Genomic DNA, 18,056 nt, shown 5'->3' with positions numbered 1-18,056 from the left:
GCCGTCGGGCCGCGCTCTCCGAGGATCGGATCTCTGGCCCCGCCAGGCAGACTGGTCGGATGCGCACCAGGGTGATGGCCGTGGCGGCGGGGGTTCTCCTCGTCGCCGGTGGCGGCTGGGCGGTCCAGCGCGGCGGCGACACCGCCGCCCAGACCGACGAGGCGGTGGTCGCCGAACCGGTCGACTACGTCGCGCTGGGCGACTCCTACACCGCCGGCCCCCTCATCCCGATGCAGCGCGACGACGCACCGGGCTGTTTCCGCTCCACGCTCAACTACCCGGCGCTGCTGGCCGACCTGCTCGACGTGGCGACGTACGCCGACGCGAGCTGCTCGGGGGCCCGGAGCGAGGACGTGCTCGGCCGGCAGGACCTGATGTTCGACAACCGCGCCCGCCCGCAGGTGCGGCTGCTCTCGGAGGAGACCGACCTGGTCACGATCGGGCTGGGTGGCAACGACTTCGGGCTCTTCGGGTCCATCAGTGGCGGCTGCGGCGGCCCGGCCGAGGGGAAGCAGTGGCTGTCGAAGGCGACACCGTGCCGGGACCGCTTCGGTGCGTCCAAAGCACGAGACGCCCGGCGCGTACGCGCATCTCTGGGCAAGGCGCTCGACGCGGTGCGCGAGGCGGCGCCGGACGCGGACGTCTACGTCGTCGGCTACCCGCGGCTGCTGCCCGACGAGGGCTCGTGCCGCGCCGCGGGCTTCACCGCCGGCGACGCCGCCTGGGCGCGGAGGGTGGCCGGCCTGCTCAACCGGTCGTTGCGGCTCGCCGCTGAGGACGCGGGCGCCACGTACGTCGACCTCTACCCGGTCTCCGAGGGGCACGACATCTGCGCCGGCAAGCACGCCTGGGTCAACGGCGTGCGCACCCAGCTGGGGAAGGCAGCGGCGTACCACCCGTTCCAGGCAGGGATGGAAGGAGCCGCCGGGGCCGTCTACGAGGCAGTGACCGGTGAAGCCGCCCCGGTCAAACGGGATGGGTGAACGAGACCGGCTTGCCGAGAGCGCGGGCGTAGGCGATCTCCCCGTTCGTGGACTCGCCGACGTAACCGCCGGGGTTGACGACCAGGACCCGGTCGGCCAGGTCGATCTTGCGCAGGTGGAGGGCGTCCAGCGCGACCCTCTGCTCGTCGCTGAGCACCTCGTCCGCTTCACCGGGCGCGACGACGATGGCGCCTGCGAGGGTCAAGTCGCGATTCGCCACCCGCATCTGGTCCGCGAACCGCGTCGAGCCGCAGATGCAGACGATCTCGGGTCGCTCGGGCACTAGTCCTTCAGCTCGCAGATCACGGCGCCGTTGGAGACCGTGGCGCCGATCTCGGCGGTGAGCCCGGTGACGGTGCCGGCCTTGTGGGCCTTGAGGGGCTGCTCCATCTTCATCGCCTCCATGACGACGATGACGGCGCCCTCCTCGAGGGTGTCGCCCTCGCTGACCGCGATCTTGACGATGGTGCCCTGCATGGGGCTGGTCACCGCGTCGCCGCTGGCAGCCGCGCCCGCCTTGCCGCCGGCCTTGCGCTTGGGCTTCTTGGCGCCGGCTGCCGGGGCGCCACTGGCGAGCCCACCGAGACCGCCGGGGATCACGACCTCGAGGCGACGCCCGCCGACCTCGACGGTGACCTTCTGCCGTTCCTCGGGCTCGCCTTCGTCGCCGGCGGATCCGTCTGGACCGGCGTAGGGCTGGATCTGGTTGTCGAAGTCGGTCTCGATCCACGTCGTGTAGACGTCGAACGAGCCCTCCCCGCTGGGGTTGGACGCGCCGACGTACGCCGGGTCGTCGACCACCGCGGCGTGGAAGGGGATCACCGTCGGCATGCCGTCGACGCCGAACTCCGCCAGCGCGCGGCGCGACCGCTCGAGCGCCTGCGTGCGGTCACGGCCGGTCACGATGAGCTTGGCGATCAGGGAGTCGAAGGCGCCGGGGATGGTCTCGCCGGCGACGTACCCGCCATCGACGCGCACCCCCGGTCCGCTCGGCGGCTCCCACTTGGTGAGGGTGCCGGGTGCGGGCATGAAGTTGCGGCCGCCGTCCTCGGCGTTGATGCGGAACTCGATCGAGTGGCCGCGGATCTCGGGGTCGTCGTAGCCCAGCTCCTCGCCCGCGGCGATGCGGAACATCTCGCGGACCAGGTCGATGCCGGTGACCTCCTCGGAGACGGGGTGCTCGACCTGCAGCCGGGTGTTGACCTCCAGGAAGGAGATGGTGCCGTCACGGCCGACGAGGAACTCGCACGTGCCGGCGCCGACGTAGCCCGCCTCGCGCAGGATCGCCTTCGACGACGAGTAGAGCTGGTCGAGCTGCTCGTCGGTCAGGAACGGCGCGGGGGCCTCCTCGACGAGCTTCTGGTGCCGGCGCTGCAAGGAACAGTCACGGGTCGAGACCACGACGACGTTGCCGTGCCGGTCGGCCAGGCACTGGGTCTCGACGTGACGGGGCCGGTCGAGGAACTTCTCGACCAGGCACTCGCCCCGGCCGAACGCACCGACGGCCTCGCGCACCGCCGACTCGTACTGCTCGGGGATCTCCTCCAGCGTGCGCGCGACCTTCAGGCCGCGACCGCCGCCGCCGAAGACCGCCTTGATCGCGACCGGCAGGCCGTTGGCCTGCGCGAAGGCGACGACCTCGTCGGCGTCCTGGACCGGGTCCTTGGTGCCCGGCGCCAGCGGTGCGTTCGCCTTCTGGGCGATGTGCTTGGCCTTCGCCTTGTCGCCCAGCGCCTCGATCGCCGCGGGCGGCGGACCGATCCAGATCAGTCCGGCGTCCAGCACGGCCTGCGCGAAGTCGGCGTTCTCGGCGAGGAACCCGTAGCCGGGGTGCACCGAGTCGGCCTGGGCCTCCTTGGCCACCGCGATGATCTTGGCGATGTCGAGGTAGGACTCTGCGGGCGTCGCGCCACCGAGGCTGTAGGCCTCGTCAGCGAGTCGCACGAACTGCGCGTCCCGGTCAGGGTCGGCGTACACCGCGACGCTCGCGATCCCGGCGTCCTTGCAGGCGCGCACCACCCGCACCGCGATCTCGCCACGGTTGGCGATGAGGACCTTCTGGAGGGCTGTGCTGCGGTGGCTGGTGGAAGGCGCGTCACTCACGCCCGACACCGTAGCGCCCCACCTCGGCGGTCGAGCAGCGAGCGCTGCTCGACCACCGGTCGATCCGCTATCCCATCGGCAGCTTGTACGCGACCCCGTCCATCGGGGCGTCGGGCTCGATGCCCAGCGTCCGCAGCAGGGTCGGCATGATGTCGACCGAGCGCACCTCGGAGTGCAGGTCCTTGCTGGAGAGTCCGCCGCCCGCGAAGACGATCGGGATCTGCTGCGTGGACCGCTGGATGCCGCCGTGGTCACCGTGCACGGAGTACGTCGTGTCGTCCGGCAGGGTGGCGACCAGGTCGGGTCCGTAGTCAGCCGCCTGCGTGTCGACGAGCTCCTGTGCCTTGCGGACGAACCAGGCCCTCTCGCCTGGCGAGGTCATCCGCTCCCAGCGGACTGGCGACACCCGGTCGAAGTGGTCGCCGTTGCGGTGCCAGACGGCCGTGACGTCGGGCAGCGTGGCCATCACTTCCGCCGTGGCGGCGGCGGCCTCCGGGGACTGGTCCTTCAGCCAGACGTTGATCGACGAGTCGCTGTAGGACAGGCCGACGTTGCCCTCTTCGACGAGCGGCTTCAACGCCTCCTGCGGGTCGAGGTAGACGTCGTTCTCGACGTCGCCGTAGTACCAGTTCCAGAGGCCGTAGTCGTTGACCGGCTCGAAGTCACCGTGGAAGTGGTCCTCGGCGGCCGCCACCGATCCGTGGTCCGCGGTGAGGACGACCACGGTGTCGTCGAGGTCGCCGCTCTCCTCGAGCGCGTCCATGATGCGGCCGACCTGCGCGTCGGCGGTCGCCGTGGCGTACTCCATGTGGGTCAGCTCGTTGTAGCCGATGACGTCGGGCTGGCCATCCCCATCCAGGTCTCCACCCTCCGGGTCGTTGACCCCGCCCCACATGTGAGCCGCCTTGTCGACGCCCGGAAGGCTGATGAACAGGCCGCTCCAGTCCTCGTCCTCCTGCATGATCCTGAGGGAGAGGTCGGTTGCCCAGACGTCGCCGCCCTGGTGGCCGGCCTCGTCGCCGACGACGTAGCGGTCGTCCAGCGCCGGGTAGAGGCGGGCCGGCTCCTGGAGGGTGTCGTAGCCCTTGTCCCGCTCGACCAGCCAGCGGGAACCGCAGGTCGTGTCCAGCCACGACGGCAGGTTGATGCCCACGGGGATCCGGTAGCGCTGGGTGTTCGGGGCGGTCCCGCACGTCACGGTGCCGCCGAAGGTGATGGTCGTGGTGCCCGGCACGTCGCCGCTGAACCCGTAGGCGGCGTACGCCTTGGGGCTGACGGTGTAGACCCCGCCGCTCTTGGCGAGGTAGTCGCCGAGCTTGGGATAGCCGAGCTTGTTCTGCACCGGGAACATCTCGGCGCTCGTCCAGTTGCTCGAGATGAACAGGTTGTCGCCCGCGTTGGTCGCCTTGCGGTCCGGCAGCACGTCGAGGCTGTCGCGGTAGCCCTCGTTGGTCCATCCCATGTGCTTGGGCAACAGCCCGGACGTGATGACGTTGTGCGTGACGACGGTGACCGAGCCGGTGTGGCCCAGATAGCCGCGCGGGGTGTCGACGCCGACGTCCATGAGCGCTTGGACGTTGCTCATCCCGTACTTGTCGACGATCTCCCTGCTCAGCGCGTCGACGAGGATGATCACGACCTTCGTCGGCTTCGCAGGCGTCGGCTTCGGCTTCGCTGAGGCGATGCCCTGCGTGCCGGCCAGTGCGACCGTGGCGGCCATGCCGGCCAGCGCGAACGATGCGAGAAGACGACGACGAGCCATGTCCCACCCCTATATGTGCACCCTTGTCGGGCGCCACCGTGACCGCGTCCTCCTGTGGCCCCCGCCGACGCGACCGATCCGGCGAACCTAGCCCCGGACGTGTGGTCTGCGCCACATCTCATCGGTAAAGACCCAGATCCTCCGGCTGGCATGATCGAGCGGGTGGAGGACACCCTGGTCGGCCCGTTGACCACGCAGTCGACTGAACGGCTGACCAGCGCGGCTCGCGACGTACGGGCGCTGGGCACCGGCACCCGGGTCACCTTCTCGCCGAAGGTGTTCATCCCGTTGACTCGGTTGTGTCGCGACCGGTGTGGTTATTGCACGTTCGCGACGGCGCCGCGGCAGGTCGCGTCGCCGTACCTCTCGCCCGAGGACGTTCTCGGCATCGCGTCGCAGGGCGCGGAGGCGGGATGTCACGAGGCGTTGTTCACGCTGGGGGAGGCGCCTGAGGAGCGGTACGCCGAGGCGCGGACGTGGCTGACCGAGCACGGCTACTCCTCGACGGTCGACTACCTGGTCGCGATGTGCGCGCTGGTGCTGGAGGAGACCGGCCTCCTCCCGCACGCGAACGCGGGTGCGATCGGGCGCGACGAGCTCGCGCGGCTGCGTGAGGTGGCGCCGTCGCAGGGGATGATGATCGAGTCGCTGCGTCCCGACCTGGCCGCGCACCGGGGGGCGCCGGACAAGACCCCGCAGCGGCGGCTGGCGACGCTGGAGTGGGCCGGCGAGCTCGCGATCCCCTTCACCACGGGGATCCTGGTCGGGATCGGCGAGTCCGAGGGTGACCGGGTCGAGGCGCTGGAGGCGATCGCGGCGTCCCACCGGCGACACGGGCACGTGCAGGAGGTGATCGTGCAGAACTTCCTGCCCAAGCCGGGCACGGCGATGCGCGACGCCGCCCCGTGTCCGCCCGAGGACCACCTGCGCGCGATCGCGCTGGCGCGCCTCGTGCTGCCCGAGGACGTGCACGTCCAGGCGCCGCCCAACCTCTCGGACCCTGATCGGTTGGGGGCGTTGCTGGATGCGGGTCTCGACGACTGGGGTGGGGTCTCGCCGGTGACCCCGGACCACGTGAACCCGGAGCGGCCCTGGCCCGCGATCGACGTGCTGCGCGCCTCCACCGAGGAACGGGGGTTGGCCCTCGCGCCGCGGCTGACCGTCTACCCGGCGTACGCCGCGGACCCGCTGCGCTGGCTCGACGAGCGCACCCGCTTCCCGGTGCTGGACCGGTCGGACGCCGAGGGGCTCGGCCGCGACGACCCGGGCGCGGCCTGGCCGGAGCGGCACCAGGCCGCCGCCAACGTCGGTACCGGTGCGGAGGTCGTGCAGATCGGCCGCCGTTCGACGGCGTGGTACTCCGGGGCAGACCTCGCACCGCCCGAGCTGATCACGGCCTTGGTCGACGCCGGGGCGCCTACGGCGGCACGCGCGGCCGGTGCTGTCGGCGAGGTGCTGGCGGGGGTGCGGCTCGGCCAGGAGGTCCGCGAGGCCGAGATCGTCACCCTGTTCGGTGCCCGGGGACCCGAGGTCGCCGCGGTCGCCGCCCTGGCCGACGAGCTGCGTGCCGAGGCGGTCGGTGACACCGTCACCTATGTCGTGAACCGCAACATCAACTACACCAACGTGTGCACCTACAAGTGCACCTTCTGCGGGTTCTCCAAGGGCCCGCTCTCGCTCAACCTGCGCGGCAAGCCCTACCTGCTGACGTTGGACGACGTGGCCGAACGGGCCGTCGAGGCCGCGGCGCGCGGCGCGACCGAGGTGTGCCTGCAAGGCGGCATCCACCCCTCTTTCGACGGCAACTTCTACGTCGACGTCACCCGCGCGGTGAAGGCGGCGGTCCCGGACATGCACGTGCACGGCTTCACCGCGCTCGAGGTCACCGAGGGGGCCCGGCGCCTCGACGAGTCGCTGGCCTCGTACCTGACCCGGCTCAGGGACGCGGGCCTCGGCTCGCTGCCCGGGACCGCCGCGGAGATCCTCGACGACGAGGTCCGTGCGGTGCTGTGCCCCGACAAGATCGACACCGAGGAGTGGCTCGAGGCCCACCGCACCGCCCACCAGGTCGGGCTGCGGTCCAACATCACCATCATGTTCGGCTCCGTGGAGCGGCCCCTGCACTGGGCGCGGCACCTGATCCGCACCCGCGACCTGCAGAAGGAGACCGGCGGGTTCACCGAGTTCGTGCCGCTGCCTTTCGTGCACATGGCCGCCCCGGTGTACCTCAAGCGTGGTGCCCGCCGGGGTCCGACCTGGCGCGAGTCGGTGCTCATGCACGCCGTCGCCCGCATCGCCTACCACGGCCTGGTCGACAACATCCAGGCCTCCTGGGTCAAGCTCGGACAGTCCGGCGCCCGCCAGCTGCTCACCGCGGGCGTCAACGACCTCGGCGGCACCTTGATGGACGAGAACATCTCCCGTGCCGCCGGTGCTGCCCACGGCCAGCTGATCACGGTCGACGACCTGCGCGCCCTGGCGACCTCCGTGGGCCGGACCGTGCAGCAGCGCACCACCTTGTACGGCGCCGTCGCGCCCCTCGACCGCGCGTGCTGACGGCGGTGCACGTGAGCGATCCCCGCCAGCACTACCTCGACGCCGCCGCGGCCGCGATCGAGCTGGTCCGTTCCGACGCGGTCGCTTCCGCATGGGACCTGCCCTCCGCTCTCGACGAGTACGACGTGGGCGCGCTCGCCGCCCACGTCGGACGGGCGGTCCTCACCCTCGAGATCTACCTCGCCGAGCCGGAGCCGGACCCGGCGTCACTACCGGCTGCTGGGGTCCTCGACGCCGCCGGCTACTACGCCGCCGTCCTCGGCGACGCCGACCCCGTCGACAGCGACCTCCACCGAGGCGTGCGCCAGCGGTCAGCGGCCGCCGCGGCGGCGGGGCACGCCACTCTGGTCGCCGACCTCGAGCGCAGCCTCGACGCGCAGCGTGCGCTCGATCTCCACCCCGACCGGTTGATCGCGGTGCTCGACGGCGTCGTCGTCCGCATCCGCGACTACTACGTCACCCGCCTGGTCGAGCTGCTGGTGCACACCGATGACCTGGCGTCCAGCGTCGGTGTGCGGGCACCTGTCGCCCCCTCCGGCGCCTGGGAGCTCCTCGCTCCCGTCGTGCAGCAGATCGCCCTGGCCCGCCACGGCGCGCGCGGCGTGGTGCTCGGTCTCGCTCGCCCAGAGCGGCACGGCCCGCTCGGCGCCTTCGGCTGAGCCGTCCCAGCCCGTGGGAGCGGGTTGCTTCGCTATGGCCTCTCGTGTCAAGGTAAGCCTTGCAACGGTCAGGCAGTACCTGACTATTTCTGATGAGGTGGGGAAGCACATGATGCGGATCAAGATCACGGTCGCGCGGGCCCTCCAGGCCATGCAGGGGCGAAGCGTGCCGTCCGGCTACTTCTGGAACTGACCGGTCCGGACCCCAGCCCGGTCGTCCAGCCCGGTCGTCCAGCCCGGTCGTCCAGCCCGTGACCCGCCCATGAGGAGCCGATCCCCAGCGGGGCCGCCCGGCCCGACGGGGGAGAGATGGGTGGGCAACCTGGCGGCGTACGAGACCGACCGGCTGGGGTTCCTACTGGCGACGAGGGAGGAGCACGGCGACCTCGTCGGCTTCGACGGACGTACGGCGCTCGTGCACGGACCCGCGCTGGTCTCGGCCGTGCTGCGCGACCGGGACGGGTCGTTCGAGATCGATGAGAACTTCCTGCAACAGCGGTTGTCCATCGCCGCCGTCGACGAGGTCTTCCGGAGTCGGTCGCTGCTCAACCCGGGTCTCCGGCCGGCTGCGCTGCTCGGCGTGGCGCCCCACGTCGTGCAGCTTGCTCACGAGCAGCTCTCCGGGCGCGCGGCGGCAGGAGTCGCGTTCGACCCGGTACCCGTGTTCGAGCGGGTGATCTCGGCTGCGGTCGCCCGCCACTTCTTCGGCGACGAGGGCGCCGGCCTGCCCGAGCTCACCGGGCGGCTCCTCGATGCGCTGGCGCAGGTGATCGGGAATCCGTGGGCGCTGCCGGCGTCCTTCCCGACACCCACCCGGCGCCGGATCCGGCGGCGTCATCTCGAGCTGCGCGGCGAGGTCGTCAGTCGGCTCGAGGCTCGGTCGCGCCGTCCTGAGAGGTACGCCGACCTGGCCGCGCGTGTGGTCACCGCTCGGGCCGCGGCGCACGAGGCTCGGCTTCCTCTCGACCGGGTGGCAGACCTGCTGATCGGTTCGCTCCTGGCCGCGCAGCGCGTGCCGGCGGCAGCGGCGGCCTGGATGTCGATGCTCGTCGCGGACCACCCCGAGTGGCAGACCCGCGCCCGGGACGACGAAACGGTGGCCAGGGCCGTCGTGCTCGAGGCGCTGAGGCTCTATCCGCCCACGTGGGTGATCATGCGGCGTGCGACGAGGAACGTGCGGCTGGGCGGCTTCGCCTTCGCGCCGGGACACCACTTCCTGATCAGCCCCTACGTGGTGCATCGCGACCCACGGGTCTTCGAGGAGCCGGCGACGTTCCGGCCGCAGCGCTGGATGTCGCAGCAGTCGTCACCGGAGGGCTACGTCCCGTTCGGTGCCGGTCGGCACCGCTGCCCCGGCAGCAACCTGGCCACCGTCACGCTGGTGGCGCTGCTGCGCTCGATCGTCCGGCTCGGCGACGTCACGAGAGCAGGGGACGTCACTCCGGACGCGCGCACGACGCTGCTGCCGAGCGGGTTGCAGCTCCGTGTGTGCGCGGCGGTGCCCGGCTTTCTGGCAGCCGACGTGGCGGCCGCCAGCGTGCGGGCGGCCGCGCTCACCGGCTGACGGGGTGGATCGTCAGCCGAGCGCACGGGCGCGGCGGTGGGTCAGGCGGTCTCGCTGCGCGATGCCTGCTTGTTGCTGCCGAAGCGCTCCCACACGGCCTGTCGCGACACGCCGAGGACCTTGCCGATCTCGGCCCACGAGATCTTGCGCTCGCGGATCAGGTCGACCCACTCGCGCGCGAAGCCCATGTTCTGCTCGGCCGACTTGAGGATCAGCGGGAGGTGGGACAGCAGCTCGGCGTCCGACATCGACTCCCAGGGGGGTCGCGACATCGACGCGACCTTCTTCTTCGACGTGGCCAGGGAGTGGTAGTACTCCAGGCACTCCATGCAGATCATCGCCCCGAGGCCGCCTGCCATCTTGCGCCGCTCACCCTGCTTGCCGCAGAACGAGCAGATCTTGTTGCCGGCGCTGAAGTCCATGTGGCTGTGAGGCCCTTTCTTTCGCGGCGGTGGCGTCCGCCCCGGACGATCGTCCGAGGGAAACGGTACCGCGTCGGATCCAGCCCGGTGTCCGCTACAGGCGCGCGCGGCGTGCCCGACCCGCGAACCTCTCCCAGGCGGCCTGCCGGGTGACGTCGAGCGCGGACCCGATCTCTGCCCAGGTGGCTCGCCGTTGCTTGAGCAGCGCGACCCGCTCACGCAGCCGCTCGTCGGCTTGTCGGGCCTCGGCGGCCAGCACGGGGAGCGTGGCCAGCAGCTCCTCGATCGAGGCGGCGTCCCTCGGCGCGGCGGCGCCCTCGCGCTGCTGGTCGATGCCCGATCCAGGTCCGAGTCCAGGGCCAGGACCCAGTCCCGGCGGAGTCGTCGTCGTCATGTGCTGCCCACCCTCGCCCTCCTCCTACCAGCGTCAAGTCAGTCCTGACACAGGATACGCCTCGGCGACGCTGGGCGGGACCGTTCGCCGGCCGGGCCCCGCTCGGGGGCCCGCTCGGGGGTCCGCTCGGGGGCCCAGTCGGGGGCTGCCCCGAGCTCGCCGCCGCCGCGACGAACCCGGGAGGGACGACTGCGTCAAGTACCTACGCCAATAGACCCTGGCCGCCGCCGTCCCATCGGGGAGTGTGCTCAGCGACGTGCTGCTGGTCAAGCAGGAACACGGCTCCGCGACGGACATGGAGCGGCAATCGCACGTCCACGGGATCGGCCTACTAGAGTGCAAGCACCGTGGCGACCTCAGAATCCAGCCCCCGGGCGGGCCAGACCGGCGTGCGCGGCCGCGAGGCGATCCTGGACGCCGCGGCCGTGCTCATGGACGAGCACGGGATCGACCATGTGTCGCTCAACGAGATCAACCGGGCGAGCGGCAACCGCAACCGCTCAGCGGTGACCTACCACTTCGGATCGCGCGACGCGATCATCGTCGCCCTGGTCGACCGGGGGAAGGGCGGCGTCGACGCGGACCGGAACGCGCTCCTCGACCAGGCCGAGCTGGCCGGCCGCACGCTCGGGGTGCGCGAGGGCATCGAGCTGACGATCGGACCGATGGCCCAGCGGCTGAACGACGAGAGCGGACGGCGCTACCTGCGACTGCTCGGGCAGCTGATCAACCACCCGCGCTTCGTCGCCGACGCGGGGCAGGCGGTCTTCACGAGCCCGAGCGTCGTGCGGTGCCTGCCGCTGATCGCCCCTGCTGTCGACCACCTGCCCGAGCCGATACGCGCCGAGCGGGTGAGCTCGATGGTGGGCTTCGTGATCCGCTGCATGTCCGAGCAGGCCCGGTTGCTCGACCTTGAGGATCGCCCGCGCGAGCCGCTGCCCGTGGACCAGTTCGTCACCAACCTCGCGGACGTGATGATGGCTGTGCTCTCGGCCCCGACCACGGTGGACACCGCGGGCAGCAGCCCCCGCAAGAAATCAGGCAACAGCGCGGGCAAGATCTCAGGCGGCACGTCGGGCGTGGCCGTCGGCGGGTGAGCCTCGAGCTACGGCACTTCCGCCTCGTGGTGGCGGTGGCCGATCACGGCTCGATCGGCGCCGCCGCTCGGACGCTCGGCCTGGCGCAGGCCGGCGTCTCCGCGCAGCTGGCGCGACTCGAGCGCACCATGGGGACCGCGTTGTTCGTGCGCCGACCCTCTGGCGTCGAGCCGACCACGGCTGGCCGCTTGGTCATCGAGCGGGCACGCAGCGTGCTCGGCCAGGTCGAGACCATCGCCGACGACCTCGCGACACTGGCCCCCGACGCGTCGGCGATCAGGGTTGCGGGCATCACCTGCAACTGGTTCGCCCGCTTCCTGGCGCGGGCGATGGCCACCCAGCCGCGCCCGCTCTCCAGCCGCACCGACTCCTCGAGCGCGACCGTGGACGAGTGGTTCGCGGACGGTGAGGTCGACGTAGCCGTCGTCTCGGTGCACCCGGGGTTCGGGGACGTCATCCCCGTCGCCGGCGCACGCCACTCGGTGCTCATCGAGGAGCAGCCCTATCTCGTCGCCCTCGGCCACCGCCATCCCGCAGCCGGCCAGGACGAGGTGGCACTCAGCGACCTGCGCGCATCCCCTTGGCTGCTCCCGCGCGGCCGCCCCGATGGCACCATGTCGATGCTGACGGCTGCCTGCCGTGAGGAGGGCTTCGAGCCGAGCTCGCCCACCGGCCCCGCCGACCTCGACTTCTACCTCACCTGGGTGACAGACCACGGCGCCGTCTGCCTGTGCTCGCCCGCCTACCCGGTGCGGCACGGCGTGAGCGTCCTGCCTGTCCGGGGCAAGCGGCTGCGTTCGCGCTACGTGCTGCGGTGGCACCCGTCGCGGATCAGCCAGGAGGAGGTGGCCGACCTGCGGGTCCAGCTCGCGGCGGCGTACGCCGAGCAGGTGCTGATCTCCAGCGGCACGGCGAGCTGGTGGCACCGCTCTCCGGAGTACCGTCCGATCTTTCCGGCGGACCTGCGCGCCGTCGTACCCGACTGGTCCGCGCAACCGGAGGCCTCGTCATGAGCGACCACCGGGAGACGTTGATGCGGGCCCGCGCCGAAGCGGCCGGACGTCTTGCGGATCTCGAGGCGTCCTTCGACGAGATCGTGGCCGCTTCGCGCGACACCAACGCCGACGACGAGCACGACCCGGAGGGCAGCACCATCGCCTTCGAGCGCGCGCAGGTCGTCGCGCTGCGCCAGCAGGCCGCCGACCACCTCGGCGAGCTCGACGCCGCACTCGAGCGCCTGGCCGCCGGGACGTACGGCGTGTGCGAGGTGTGTGGTTCGGTCATCGCTCCCGAGCGGCTGGAAGCGCGGCCCTTCACGCGCACCTGCATCGACTGCGCGCGCCGGTCCCGCTAGCCAGGCAGCGTCGGGCCGGCCGGATAGTGCGCGGCCGCCGACCGGCTCTGGTCCGCGACCCTCTCGCGCACCCAGGGCGGGGCGAGCACCTCGACGCCGCCGCCCAGCCCGAGGAGGGCGAAGACGGCCCAGGACCGGCTCTCGAAGGGCACGGTGAGCTCGATGTGCGGCTCGTTGACCAGGGTGGGGACGAGGTGCTGCCGGGTGGCGGGCACCACTCGCCTGAGGGCCGGCAGCGACGAGGCGCGCGCCCGCAGGGTCACCTCGACCTCCATCGCCTCGCTCTCGATCTCACGGCGGCTCGCCCGCCAGTCCTCGGCGAGGTCGAAGCCGGCCGGCCGGGACACGGCCTGGTCGAGGGGGTGGACCGCCCGCACCCGCGAGACGCGGTAGGTACGCCGGGCGCCGCGGCGCAGAGCCACGAGGTACCACTCGCCGGAGGCGAGGATCGGGCCGAGGGGGTCGACGGTGCGCCGAGTGGACCTTCCGTCCCGCTCGTAGTCCAGGCGCACACGTCGGTCTTGCCAGACGGCCACGGCGAGCGGGCCGAGGAACGGGACCGGCTCCGGGCGGGCGAACCACCTGACGTTGTCGAGGTGGAACCGGTCCGCGGTGCGCTGCGCGGAGTCCCTGGCCTCGGTGGTCAGCGCTGCCCGGATCTTGGTCTGGAGACCCTCGACCAGGTCGCCGAGCCCGAGCTGCTCGGCCGGGGCGCCGAGCCCCAGGAAGGCCAGCGCGCCGGCCTCGTCGAGCCCGATGCCGGTCAGCCTGGTCCGGTAACCGCCGCCCAGCCGGTAGCCGCCAGCCGGACCGCGCGTCGACCGCACCGGGATCCCCGCGTCGGCCAGGGCCTTCGCATCGCGCTGCACCGTCCGCTCGCTGACCTCCAGCAGCCTTGCGAGCTCAGCGCCGGTGAGCTCGCCGCGCACCTGCAGCTGCAGCAGCAGGCTCATCATCCGGGCAGCTCGCACGGGTCGATTGTCGCGGATGTTCCCGACAGAGGATGTCGGGAACGCCGCTCATGATGGACTCATGGACATGGACATGAACACCGACGCGAACGCGAACCACGACCAGATCACCCTGGAGACCGCGGCTGGGCCGGCGGCGGCGTACGTCGCCACCCCGGCCGGCGGGACCGGGCCCGGTGTCCTGGTGCTGCACGCCTGGTGGGGACTCAACGACGACTTCCGCCGATGGTGCGACGAGCTCGCCGCTGCCGGGTTCGTCGCGCTCGCGCCGGACTACCGCGCCGGGCGGGTGGCGAGGACGATCGAGGAGGCCGACGCGATGCGCGGCGACTTCGGCGTCGAGCAGACCCAGTCGATCGTCGAGTCCGCGCACGACGAGCTGCTGCGCCGCAGCGAAGGGGGTGCGGTCGGGATCGTGGGCGCCTCGATGGGCGCGGCCTGGGCCTTCCACCTCGCCGAGACCCGACCCGGGCAGGTTGACGCCGTCGTGGCCTACTACGGCATCTCGGACGCCGACTGGTCCGCGATCGAGGCGCGCGTGCTCCACCACTTCGGCGACCGCGACCAGATGGACCCCTTGGAGGACGCCGAGGCGATGCAGTCCGAGCTGGAGAAGGCCGGAGTCCACGCCCGGCTCGAGGTCTACGCCGGCGCCGACCACTGGTTCGCCGAGCCGAGCCGGACCGAGCACGACGCGGAGGCAGCCACGCTCGCCTGGTCGCGCACCCTCGACTTCCTGCGCGGCTAGACGAGAGGCCCTACGGGTAGGACGCCTGCAACAGCTCGACCCGCTTGACGCGGCGATCTGGCGTCAGGATGTCGAGAACCGCTCCCCGGCTCCGACCCTGGTGTGAGCGCGGCCAGAATGGGTCGCAGACATCGAGGAGACGAGAGATGGCCAAGTACCTGTTGCTCAAGCACTACCGCGGAGCACCGGAGGCTACGAATGACGTGCCGATGGACAAGTGGACCCCCGACGAGATCTCGGCGCACATCAAGTACATGCAGGACTTCGCGACGAAGCTCGAGGGCACCGGCGAGTTCGTCGACGGCCAGGCACTGGCGCCGGAGGGCGCCTGGGTCCGGTACGACGGCGAGGGCCGGCCGCCGGTCACCGACGGGCCGTTCGCCGAGACGAAGGACCTGATCGCGGGCTGGATGATCATCGACGTCGACAGCCAGGAGCGGGCCTACGCGCTGGCCGGCGAGCTCTCCGCCGCGCCCGGTGCCGGTGGCCGGCCGATCCACGAGTGGCTCGAGGTGCGGCCGTTCCTGGCCCACCCGCCCACCGTCGAGGAATGACCGCAGAGCCGCTCGGCCCGGGCGGGTTGGATCCCGTGCACGGTGTCGAGCTGCGCAGTCTCACCCCGGGCGTCCTGGCCGTCCTCGTCCGCCGTGGAGCCGACTTCGCGGCGGCCGAGGACGCCGTCCAGGACGCGCTCGTCGAGGCGTTGCGCGCCTGGCCGACCGACCCGCCGCGCGACCCGAAGGGCTGGATGGTCACGGTGGCGTGGCGCCGGTTCCTCGACGCGACCCGGGCCGACGCGGCGAGGCGCCGGCGCGAGGACCTCGTCGAGGAGACTCCGGACCCGGGGCCCGCGGTGGGAGTCGACGACACCCTGCAGCTCTACTTCCTCTGCGCGCACCCGTCGTTGACGCCGGCGTCCGCCGTCGCGCTCACGCTCCGCGCGGTGGGTGGGCTCACCACGCGTCAGATCGCGGCGGCCTACCTGGTGCCCGAGGCGACGATGGCCCAGCGGATCAGCCGCGCGAAGCGCACCGTCGCCCAGGTCCGCCTCGACTCGCCGGGCGACGTGTCGACCGTGTTGCGCACCCTCTACCTCGTGTTCAACGAGGGCTACTCCGGAGAGGTCGACCTCGCCGAGGAGGCGATCCGGCTGACACGACAGCTGTCCGCCGCGATCGAGCACCCCGAGGTGCGCGGCCTGCTGGCGTTGATGTTGCTCCACCACGCCCGGCGCGCCGCCCGCACCCGGCCCGACGGCAGCCTGGTCCCGCTCGCCGAGCAGGATCGCAGCCAGTGGGACACGACCGCCGTCGCCGAGGGCGTCGAGATCCTCCAGGCAGCGCTTGCGCGCGACCAGCTCGGGGAGTTCCAGGCGCAGGGGGCGATCGCGGCGCTGCACGCTGACGCGCTCTCCGCCGAGCAGACCGACTGGGTGCAGATCCTCGAGTGGTACGACGAGCTCTGCGCCCTGACCGACAACCCGGTCGTCCGGCTCAACCGCGCCGTGGCTGTCGGTGAGGCAGACGGCCCGCGTGCAGGTCTGGCCGCGCTGGCCGAGCTCGACGAGGACCTGCCGCGCCACACCGCCGTGGCGGCGTACCTGCACGAGCGCGACGGCGACCTCCCTCTCGCGGCGCGCCTGTACGCCGAGGCGGCCCATCGCGCGCCCAACCTCGCCGAGCGGGAGCACCTGACCCGGCAGGCCGCCCGCCTCAACGCGCGTCCTTGATCGTGCCCTGATCTCGCGGGCTAGACGGCGGCGCCGGGCTCGCTCGGGATGTCCTCCTTGTGTGCGGTGATGAACGCGAGGGACACGAGCAGGGCCGCCGCGAACATCACCGCGCCCCAGAAGAACGCCACGTGGTAGCCGTGGATGAACGCGAGCGGCAGTGTCTGGTCCGCCTCGCCGGGACTGGTCGGTGGGTTGTCGGTGAAGTAGGCAGTGACCGCCCCCGCGAACAGGGTGTTGAGCAGGGCGGTGCCGAGCGAGCCACCGATCTGCTGCGAGGTGTTGAGCACCGCTGAGGCGACGCCCGCGTCGTGGCTCCCGACGCCGACCAGCGACGTGCTGGCCGCCGGGATGAAGACGCCGGCGAGGCCGGCGGACATGATGACCATCGAGGGGAAGACCAGCAGCCAGTAGGACGACCCTTGGTCGATCTGCGTCAGCAGCAGCATGCCCACCACGGCCATGGCGAGGCCGGGGATCATCAGCACCCGTGGGCCGACCCGTGGCAGCAGCGCCGAGACGAACCCGGCAGTCAGGATGATTCCGAGGCTGAACGGCAGGAACGCGAAGCCGGCCTTGAGCGGCGTGTAGCCGAGGTTGACCTGGAAGTAGTAGGTCAGGAACAGGAACATCGCGAACAGCCCCGCTCCGACGAGCAGGAACACCAGGAAGGACCCGCCGCGGTTGCGGTCGAGGACCACGCGCAGCGGCAGCATCGGGTTGCGGGCGCGACCCTCCCAGACGACGAACGCGACCAGGAGCACGATCGAGACGATGAGGAAGGTCAGCGTGCTCGGGTCGAGCCAACCCTTGACGGCCAGGGACTGTGGGTCGTCGGGGTTCTCGGCGCGCGCGGCCTCGGTGAAGCCGTAGACCAGCGCGAACAGGCCGACGGTGGCGAGCAGGACGCCGGGGACGTCGTACCTGGTGTCTCCGTGAGCCTTGCTCTCGCGGACGAGCGGGATGGCGGCCGCGGCCACGATCAGGGCCACGGGGACGTTGACGCCGAGGCACCAGCGCCACGATGCGTACTCCGTCAGCAGTCCGCCCACGATCAGGCCGATCGCCGCGCCACCACCGGCGAGCGCGCCGAACACGCCGAACGCCTTGGCGCGCTCCTTGGGCTCGGTGAACGTGACGGTGACGATGGACAGCGCGGCGGGTGCCATCAGGGCGGCGAAGGCGCCCTGCAGTGCGCGAGCGCCGAAGAGGAGCTCCTGGTTGGGCGCGAGGCCGCCGATGGCCGAGGCGGCGGCGAAGCCGAGCAGGCCGATGATGAAGGTGCGCTTGCGGCCGGTGTAGTCGGCGATGCGCCCGCCCAGCAGGAGCAGCGCACCGAAGGCCAGGGTGTAGGCGGTGACCATCCACTGCCGGTCGGCGTTGGTGATCTCGAGGTCGGCCTGCGCCGACGGGAGCGCGATGTTCACGATCGAGGCGTCGAGGATGATCATCAGCTGCGCGGCCGCGAGGACGACCAGCGCCCACCATCTGCCGGGATCGGGAGTCGTTGCCTCGGGACTGCTGGACGCCGCGTGCGTGGGGATGGGCTCGCTCATGATCGATCTCCTCGGTTCGATGCTCGCTGCAGCTCCCGAGACCACTGTCGACAGCAAACCACCATCCGCTGACAACTGTTCCGGGGTTTTCCAGTGGTCCAGTCCGACTGCGCCAAGGCTGCACGCCCAGGTGCGAACGCCAGCCAGGCCTGTGTTGC

General features: G+C 71.6%; 17 protein-coding genes. 10 read left to right on the top strand and 7 right to left on the bottom strand.

What is annotated here, in order from left to right:
• Nucleotides 1-59 precede the first annotated feature (59 nt).
• A complete protein-coding gene (locus tag ABD295_RS14455) occupies nt 60-983 on the top strand; it encodes an SGNH/GDSL hydrolase family protein (RefSeq protein ID WP_344304475.1) in 924 nt (307 codons plus the stop codon).
• Here ABD295_RS14455 and ABD295_RS14450 read toward each other — a convergent pair.
• From ABD295_RS14450 to ABD295_RS14440, 3 genes are all read right to left on the bottom strand, one after another.
• Complete coding sequence (locus ABD295_RS14450; protein WP_344304473.1) at nt 967-1,266, bottom strand: hypothetical protein; 300 nt, start codon at nt 1,264-1,266, stop codon at nt 967-969. The two genes, ABD295_RS14455 and ABD295_RS14450, sit on opposite strands and share 17 nt — an antisense overlap.
• Nucleotides 1,266-3,086, bottom strand: coding sequence for an acetyl/propionyl/methylcrotonyl-CoA carboxylase subunit alpha (locus tag ABD295_RS14445; RefSeq protein WP_344304472.1), 1,821 nt, complete (start codon nt 3,084-3,086; stop codon nt 1,266-1,268). Before ABD295_RS14445 ends, ABD295_RS14450 begins: the two co-directional genes overlap by 1 nt.
• 67 nt (nt 3,087-3,153) lie before the next feature.
• Entirely contained in the window at nt 3,154-4,848 is a 1,695-nt protein-coding gene (locus ABD295_RS14440) for an alkaline phosphatase family protein (protein WP_344304471.1), read from the bottom strand.
• Nucleotides 4,849-4,998: 150 nt separating this feature from the next.
• Here ABD295_RS14440 and ABD295_RS14435 point away from each other — a divergent pair, with 150 nt between their 5' ends.
• The 3 genes from ABD295_RS14435 to ABD295_RS14425 all read left to right on the top strand — a co-directional run bounded on the left by ABD295_RS14435 (nt 4,999) and on the right by ABD295_RS14425 (nt 9,627).
• The gene (locus ABD295_RS14435) at nt 4,999-7,404 is read left to right on the top strand and encodes a bifunctional FO biosynthesis protein CofGH (protein WP_344304470.1); all 2,406 of its coding nucleotides are present in this window, start codon (nt 4,999-5,001) and stop codon (nt 7,402-7,404) included.
• Nucleotides 7,405-7,415: 11 nt separating this feature from the next.
• Nucleotides 7,416-8,063 carry a maleylpyruvate isomerase N-terminal domain-containing protein gene (locus tag ABD295_RS14430; protein WP_344304469.1) on the top strand — a complete coding sequence of 216 codons (648 nt, stop codon included), beginning with the start codon at nt 7,416-7,418 and terminating at the stop codon, nt 8,061-8,063.
• A gap of 262 nt (nt 8,064-8,325) precedes the next feature.
• A complete protein-coding gene (locus ABD295_RS14425; RefSeq protein WP_344304468.1) occupies nt 8,326-9,627 on the top strand; it encodes a cytochrome P450 in 1,302 nt (433 codons plus the stop codon).
• 41 nt (nt 9,628-9,668) lie between these two features.
• Here ABD295_RS14425 and ABD295_RS14420 read toward each other — a convergent pair whose 3' ends face one another.
• Both ABD295_RS14420 and ABD295_RS14415 read right to left on the bottom strand, forming a co-directional pair.
• Entirely contained in the window at nt 9,669-10,049 is a 381-nt protein-coding gene (locus ABD295_RS14420; protein ID WP_344304467.1) for a ClpX C4-type zinc finger protein, read from the bottom strand.
• 94 nt (nt 10,050-10,143) lie between these two features.
• On the bottom strand, nt 10,144-10,443 hold the full coding sequence (locus ABD295_RS14415; protein WP_344304466.1) for a hypothetical protein: 300 nt from the start codon (nt 10,441-10,443) through the stop codon (nt 10,144-10,146).
• Nucleotides 10,444-10,790: 347 nt separating this feature from the next.
• Between ABD295_RS14415 and ABD295_RS14410 the strand changes: the two genes are divergently transcribed.
• From ABD295_RS14410 to ABD295_RS14400, 3 genes are read left to right on the top strand one after another with little or no spacing between them, the layout of a single operon-like run.
• Nucleotides 10,791-11,540 carry a TetR/AcrR family transcriptional regulator gene (locus tag ABD295_RS14410; protein ID WP_344304465.1) on the top strand — a complete coding sequence of 250 codons (750 nt, stop codon included), beginning with the start codon at nt 10,791-10,793 and terminating at the stop codon, nt 11,538-11,540.
• Nucleotides 11,537-12,553 carry a LysR family transcriptional regulator gene (locus ABD295_RS14405; protein WP_344304464.1) on the top strand — a complete coding sequence of 339 codons (1,017 nt, stop codon included), beginning with the start codon at nt 11,537-11,539 and terminating at the stop codon, nt 12,551-12,553. Before ABD295_RS14410 ends, ABD295_RS14405 begins: the two co-directional genes overlap by 4 nt.
• A complete protein-coding gene (locus ABD295_RS14400; RefSeq protein ID WP_344304462.1) occupies nt 12,550-12,894 on the top strand; it encodes a TraR/DksA family transcriptional regulator in 345 nt (114 codons plus the stop codon). Before ABD295_RS14405 ends, ABD295_RS14400 begins: the two co-directional genes overlap by 4 nt.
• Here ABD295_RS14400 and ABD295_RS14395 read toward each other — a convergent pair.
• A complete protein-coding gene (locus ABD295_RS14395) occupies nt 12,891-13,865 on the bottom strand; it encodes a helix-turn-helix transcriptional regulator (RefSeq protein WP_344304461.1) in 975 nt (324 codons plus the stop codon). The genes ABD295_RS14400 and ABD295_RS14395 overlap by 4 nt on opposite strands.
• A gap of 61 nt (nt 13,866-13,926) precedes the next feature.
• Here ABD295_RS14395 and ABD295_RS14390 point away from each other — a divergent pair, with 61 nt between their 5' ends.
• The 3 genes from ABD295_RS14390 (at nt 13,927) to ABD295_RS14380 (ending at nt 16,342) form a co-directional block, all read left to right on the top strand.
• A complete protein-coding gene (locus tag ABD295_RS14390; protein WP_344304460.1) occupies nt 13,927-14,613 on the top strand; it encodes a dienelactone hydrolase family protein in 687 nt (228 codons plus the stop codon).
• A gap of 146 nt (nt 14,614-14,759) precedes the next feature.
• Nucleotides 14,760-15,167, top strand: a complete 408-nt coding sequence (locus ABD295_RS14385) for a YciI family protein (RefSeq protein WP_344304459.1) — start codon at nt 14,760-14,762, stop codon at nt 15,165-15,167.
• A complete protein-coding gene (locus ABD295_RS14380; RefSeq protein WP_344304458.1) occupies nt 15,164-16,342 on the top strand; it encodes an RNA polymerase sigma factor in 1,179 nt (392 codons plus the stop codon). Before ABD295_RS14385 ends, ABD295_RS14380 begins: the two co-directional genes overlap by 4 nt.
• Nucleotides 16,343-16,362: 20 nt before the next feature.
• Here the strand turns inward: ABD295_RS14380 and ABD295_RS14375 are convergent, their stop codons facing one another.
• A complete protein-coding gene (locus ABD295_RS14375; RefSeq protein WP_344304457.1) occupies nt 16,363-17,898 on the bottom strand; it encodes an MFS transporter in 1,536 nt (511 codons plus the stop codon).
• Nucleotides 17,899-18,056 lie beyond the last annotated feature (158 nt).

Source organism: Nocardioides bigeumensis, from assembly GCF_039531755.1.
Taxonomy (GTDB): Bacteria; Actinomycetota; Actinomycetes; order Propionibacteriales; family Nocardioidaceae; genus Nocardioides; species Nocardioides bigeumensis.
The sequence above is the reverse complement of the archived record's forward strand: the minus strand, read 5'-3'. Positions and strand labels throughout refer to the sequence as shown.